Origin of the sequence: Mumia sp. (assembly GCF_028803055.1) — a bacterium.
GTDB lineage: Bacteria > Actinomycetota > Actinomycetes > Propionibacteriales > Nocardioidaceae > Mumia.
This window is the reverse complement of the sequence record NZ_JARBCJ010000198.1, coordinates 1-5,769: the sequence shown is the minus strand read 5'-3', so window position 1 is coordinate 5,769 and position 5,769 is coordinate 1. Positions and strand designations below refer to the sequence as shown.

Annotated in this window: 5 protein-coding genes; all 5 read right to left on the bottom strand. The window is 70.0% G+C overall.

Going from position 1 to position 5,769, the window contains the following annotated elements:
• The coding region (locus PV363_RS15190) for a pantoate--beta-alanine ligase (RefSeq protein WP_301022761.1) at nt 1-340 on the bottom strand (340 nt) is incomplete at its 3' end.
• Complete coding sequence (locus PV363_RS15185) at nt 337-1,260, bottom strand: DUF2520 domain-containing protein (protein ID WP_220342209.1); 924 nt, start codon at nt 1,258-1,260, stop codon at nt 337-339. The genes PV363_RS15185 and PV363_RS15190, both read right to left, overlap by 4 nt.
• 113 nt (nt 1,261-1,373) lie before the next feature.
• The gene (locus PV363_RS15180) at nt 1,374-3,521 is read right to left on the bottom strand and encodes an acyltransferase family protein (RefSeq protein ID WP_301022760.1); all 2,148 of its coding nucleotides are present in this window, start codon (nt 3,519-3,521) and stop codon (nt 1,374-1,376) included.
• A gap of 80 nt (nt 3,522-3,601) precedes the next feature.
• The gene (locus PV363_RS15175) at nt 3,602-4,636 is read right to left on the bottom strand and encodes a DUF6270 domain-containing protein (RefSeq protein ID WP_301022759.1); all 1,035 of its coding nucleotides are present in this window, start codon (nt 4,634-4,636) and stop codon (nt 3,602-3,604) included.
• Nucleotides 4,633-5,769 (bottom strand): CDP-glycerol glycerophosphotransferase family protein (locus tag PV363_RS15170; protein ID WP_301022758.1); only part of this gene is annotated, 1,137 nt, incomplete at its 5' end. The genes PV363_RS15175 and PV363_RS15170, both read right to left, overlap by 4 nt.

Genomic DNA, 5,769 nt, shown 5'->3' with positions numbered 1-5,769 from the left:
CCACCGTGACACCGTCGGAGTCGGGGCCGGCGGGATACATCTCGGCGACGGCAGGGTGAAAGACGACGTCGACGCCGGCGTCCGACAGCCGCTCGAGATCGGCCTCCCAGGTCCGGGGGTAGCGGTCGAGGTCCTCCCCCGCGCCGAACTGGGTCGGGTTCACGAAGACCGAGACCACCACGACGTCGGCAAGCTCGCGTGCGCGGGAGACGAGCGCCAGGTGACCGTCGTGGAGGGCGCCCATCGTCGGGACGAGGGCCACGGAGCGGCCCTCCGAGCGGGCGGGCGCGAGCGCGGCGTCGAGGGCGCCACGCGTCGTGGCGACCAGAGGTGTGCTCATGCGTCGGTCCGCGAGCCCTCGTCGGTGACGAGCGTGGCGAGGACGTCCCACTCGGACTCACGCAGCACCTGGCGGATGGCGAGCGCGCCGCGCCGGTCGAGGCGCCCGTCGGCGACCGCGTGCACCGAGGTCGCACGCGCCATCGCGACGTACGTGTCGAGGACCGGGATGGGCTGGTCGTGGAGCGCCGCCACGTGGGAGCGCACGGTCTCGACGTCGCCCCGCACGACGGGCCCGGTGAGCGCCGCGTCCTCGTAGAGGAGGGCGTTCTCGAGGGCGGCGGTCAGGAGCGGCCGCAGCACGCTCGCCGGGTCGTCGACCCCGGTCCGGCGCAGGATCTGCATGGCTTGCGAGACGATCGTGACCAGGTGGTTGGACCCGTGGGCCAGTGCCGCGTGGTAGGTCGTACGGTCCTCGTCCCGGATCCAGATCGCCCGGCCGCCGAGATCGGCGACGAGGGCCTCGGCGACCTCCCGCTCGCCCGGACCGGCGGTGAGCCCGAAGACGGAGCCGTCCAGCCGCTCGAGGTCGATGTCGGTGCCGGTGAAGGTCATCGCCGGGTGCATGGCGACGGGGCGCGCGCCGACGTGCGCGGCAGCCGCCAGCACGCCGAGACCGTGACGTCCGCTGGTGTGCACGACGACCTGTCCTGGACGGAGGTGTCCGTCCAGCGCGAGCTCGGCGACCAGCGCGGAGAGCGAGTCGTCGGGGACCGCGAGCAGGAGGACGTCAACGCGCGCGGCCACCTCCGCGGGCGTCAGCACGTCCACACCAGGAAGGAGGGTGTCGATGCGGGTGCGGGAAGCGGCGGACCGTCCGCTGACTGCGACGATCTCGTGGCCGGCCTCGCGCAGCCGGGCGGCAAGAACCGCTCCGACGCGACCTGCACCGACCACGCCTACGGCGTGGAGCGACGTCATCGACGTGCCTTTCGTTCCAGTCCCCTCGGGGTACCAGACAAACGGACTCGTTCAGTCTACGTGCGCGAAACCTCGCCGTAACCCGCTTGTGGCGCGCCTCACATCCGCGTCCGTCAGCGGCGTCGGTCGAGAAGACCCGCCTTCACCAACGCCTTCCGGTAGTACGGCGCCATGGTGCGGGCGTAGGTCATCGTGATGTGGTTGCTGTCCCGGTAGACGTTCGCGCCCCCGATCACGACGGGACAGGTGTCCTCGTCGCAGAACCAACGGGTCATGTCGAGGTGCACCGCACGCTTCTTCTTGCCGATCTTCTTCACGGCCTCCCCGTACGGGTCGAAGTTGTCGGTGACCGCCTCCTTGCGGGAGAGCGCGCACGACTCCGCTCCTGCGGCGCCGACCTCGCCCAGGCAGAGGTTCGGGTTGTCCTCGGGCAGCCGACCGCCCTCGGGGTTGTCGCGCACCGCGACGATCGGCACCCGTGCGGCCCGCGCCGGTCGCCACACGTCGAGGAGGCCCTGGACCCGCTCCTCCTGCGAGGCGCGCTGGCTGGAGGCCCGGTTCGTGGTGACGATGAAGTCGAAGCGGTCGGCGTCCTTCGCGAGAAGGTCGGCGAGGTTCGCCTTGAGAGCGGCGCAGGCTTTCTTGCGCCCCTGCGTGTTGCCCGCGGCCGGCGGGACGGTCGACCAGGCGCAGCCGGGCGAGGAGAACATCTCCGCGGTGAGCACGCCCTGCTCGATGAGGATCTCGAACATCGGCATCATCGCCCGGGCGTGGGAGTCGCCGATGACCGCGATGTGCGGCACCCCTCGGCGGGGGGTCCCGAACGGACATCCCTCGAACGTCGCGCCGCGCAGGTGCTTGGCGCAGCGCTCGTAGGTCGCGTGCTCGGTCTTCACCTCGGAGGGGTCCGGGATGATGGCGTCCTCGAGAGAGGGGTCGGGGCACACATCGGACTTCGCAGGATCGCGCGACGCGGCCCCGAAGCACCCGCCGTGCTGGGTGAGCAGCGCGTCGGCTGCGGCGGCACGCGCCTCGTTGTCGCGCTCCACCACCGACCAGCCGGCGAAGCAACCGACCACCAACGCCCCCGCCGTCGCCGCGGTCAGACCGAACGTCACCGAGGACCGGCGCAGGCCGAACTTCCGACCGGTGCGCACCGGGTCCTCGACCCAGACCTTCGTCGCCCAGGCGAGCAGGAGGGTCGCCAGGGCGATCGCCAGCTTGTCGAGCATGCCGAGGTCGGAGCCGGTGGCGTACGGAAGGATGACGATCAGCGGCCAGTGCCACAGGTAGATGGAGTACGACACGTCGCCGACGAACTGGGCCGGGCGCCACGCGAGGGCGCGCGTGGGCGACCAGCCGACCTCCGGATGGCCAGCCCACAGCAAGGCGCAGGTGCCGAGGACGACCCAGACCGCGGCCGTACCCGGCATCGGAGTCTCCTCCGTCATCCGTAGGGCGCACACCACCAGGAGGAGCAGACCCGCCCATGAGATCGCGGCACGGATGTGACGGCGTCCGGCCAGGACGGGGACGAACGCGAGCATCGCTCCCGCGCCGAACTCCCAGGCACGCGTGGTCGTGACGAAGTAGGAGCGGGCCGGGTCCGCGGCGGTGAGGTAGAGCGAGTAGGCGAAGGACGCGAGCGTGACGGCGCCGAGGACGCCTCCTACGGCGAGCCTCTGTCGCCGTACGCCCAGGCTCGGCGCCAGCACCGGCGCGAGCCAGAGGCCGGCGAGGACGAGCAGCGGCCAGACGAGGTAGAACTGCTCCTCCGCCGACAGCGTCCAGTAGTGCTGCGCCGGCGAGGCGACGTTGTCGGCGGCGAGGTAGTCGACGGCGTCGTGGGCGAGCGCCCAGTTCTCGACGTAGAGCGCGGCGGCACCGATCTCCCGGACGAACTGCTGCCACAGCATCCGCGGCACCCAGACGACGACGGCGACGAGGGACGCCGCGAGGACGAGGTAGGCCGCGGGGAGAAGTCTCCGCGCGCGGCGCGCCCAGAAGGCGCCCAGCGCGATGGTGCCGGTCCGGTCGGACTCACGCAGGATGTGCGCCGTGATCAGGTATCCCGAGATCACGAAGAAGACGTCGACGCCCAGGTAGCCACCCGGGAGCCGGTTGGGCCACAGGTGGAACACGACCACCAGACCGACCGCGATCGCGCGGAGACCTTGGATCTCAGGCCTGACCGGGGTGGCCTGGGGCACAGATGCCCCGACCGCGGGGCGAGCACGGCGGCTCTCGACGGTCGACGACATCGCCGACGATGCTAGCCGTTTCGGTGCGGCCTCGGACAACCGCCGTCGGAGAGCTCCGCCCTCGCGTCGGCGAACACGGCTTACGGTCGCCGCGCGCGAAACGCGCGGGTACGACGGAGCCGGGACGCCGCACGCCGCCAGGGGGTGCGCTCGAGCCGTGCCACACGTGACCGCAGCTGAGCGACCTCCTCCTTGCGGGACATGAGGCGTTCCTTGAGCGCGGCGCGCTCCTCCTCGCAGGCGGCAAGCCGGAGGGTGGGGGTCTCCCCCGCCGCCAACTCGATGTCGGCGACCATCTGAGGAGTCGGGGTGGCGCCGTCACCGATCACGATCTTGTGCAGCTCGGCGAGGAACCGGTGGTAGTAGTCCATGCGGTAGTGGACGTAGAACGGCCCCCACGGGTGGTCGTCGAAGGTCGGGAAGTCCTCGCCCGTCAGGTCGATCGCCGCCGCCCCGAACGCCTCGACCGCATAGGCGTCCATCCGTCGCCACTGAGCGTTGGCCGCCTCCACGTCGATCCGGGCGATGCTGCGGTGCTTCTGCAGTCTCCCCGGTCGAGGACGGTCCGGAAGCATCAACAGGTTGGTGTGATGCCCGCAGTGCACCACCACCCGGGTCTCGGGCAGGGTCAGGCGCACGTGCTCGGCGAAACGGTCCACCGCCTCGGACCACAGCGCAAAGTAGGCGTCAGGGTCACTGGTCGGATGAAGGCGGGTCAGCCGGCCTTGGTCGCGCAGCCGCTGATAGAAGTCGGTCGCGTGCACCTTCCAGCGGTTGTCGGTGATGATCCTGCCGTCGTCGAGCTGCAGCACACCGAAGTGCGCGTCCCCGAAGAAGTCCAGCAGCAGGTAGTCAGGCCTCGGACTCGACCCGGCAAGCTCGCCGAGAAAGGCCTTGTCGAACTCCGTGCGAATGTTCCACACGTCGTAGTCCGACATCGCCTTGGTCGGCTCCCAGCGCTCCGTGATGGGCTCCGACATGAGACTCAGGACCGACATCTGGTTCTGGGCGACGTCACACCGGTACGTCGCCTTGTAGTGAGGATTGAAGCGTGAGTTGAAGTTGTCGCGTGTCATGCAGCTGCCGAACAGCGCGATCGATCGCACCTCACTCATGCCGGTTGAACGGCTGTCTGCACGGGTTCGGCCGCCTCTGCGACGGTGAGCCTCCGGGTTGAGGCCTCGATCGCCGCCGTCACGCGCTCGCGGCACCGCCCGTCACGCGCGGGAAAGGTGGCCGCGTTGCGCGCGGCGTACTCGGGACGAGGATCGCGTCCGTGCGTCAGCGACGTGATCGTCTCCTTGACAGCCGCCTCGGCGTCATACGTGACGGGCCCGAAGCCGTCGCGCTCGTAGGTGAAGTAGCCCTTGCGCCCGACGTGTCCGCCGTTGAGCACCCGCTCCTGGTCGAACTGGAAGTAGACGACCGGGCGGTCGATATAGGCCGCGTTGAAGGCGATCGACGAATAGTCGGTCACGAGGACCGCTGCTCGGGCGAAGAGCTCCTGAACGTCCTGGCCGTGGTACGAGAGCGGCACCACGTGGGGCGACAGCTGCATCTGCTCGAGAGCGGGCTGGAGGTTCGGGTGGGGCAGGAACCCGATCTTGAGACCTTGCGCGGCGCACGCCTGCGCGAGCTCCTCCGACTCGAGGACCGCCCGCCAGCTCGTCATGAACTCCGACGCGAAGAGCTCCGGGTGCACCGAACGACGCTGCGAGCCCTCCTCGAGCGGCGGCTGGAGCCAGTTGCGCCACGTCGGGACGACGAGGACCAGGTCGCGGTCGTCGGGCGCGACCCGCTGACCGATCTCGCGCAACCGGTCGAAGCGCGGAAGACCGGTGAGCACGGCCTCCTTGGTGGTGAACCTGTACGGGGTGTGGTCACCGGCGATCGAGGCGTGCTCGCCCGGCGTGCTGGTCACGAAGACGTCGATCGACTTCGGGTTCAGCCACCCGGACAGGTCGTCCTTGATGACGCCGTGCTGCAGGAACGTGAACCGCCACCGCTGACCGGTCAGGCGCATGATCGCCGGCGGGCGCACGACCGGGTGGTCGGCGTGCGAGGAGATCAGGTGACGGCAGTTGAGCATGAGCAGCTTCCAGTCGCGTGACCCGTGCGCCACCAACCGGTCGCCGTAGCCGTCGGAGTCGAGCCGCTTCCAATCCGCGGTCCCCTTCTCCAGGACGAACCACGCGTTGATGTCGGGCCGCTCGTCGCGCAGGTATCGGAACAGGTGCTCGGCTGAGTC

What these genes read in the sequence shown, in the direction of transcription:
- PV363_RS15185 (WP_220342209.1), bottom strand. Translation starts at nt 1,260, where the DNA reads ATGACGTCGCTCCACGCCGTAGGCGTGGTCGGTGCAGGTCGCGTCGGA.
- PV363_RS15175 (WP_301022759.1), bottom strand. Translation starts at nt 4,636, where the DNA reads ATGAGTGAGGTGCGATCGATCGCGCTGTTCGGCAGCTGCATGACACGC.
- PV363_RS15180 (WP_301022760.1), bottom strand. Translation starts at nt 3,521, where the DNA reads ATGTCGTCGACCGTCGAGAGCCGCCGTGCTCGCCCCGCGGTCGGGGCA.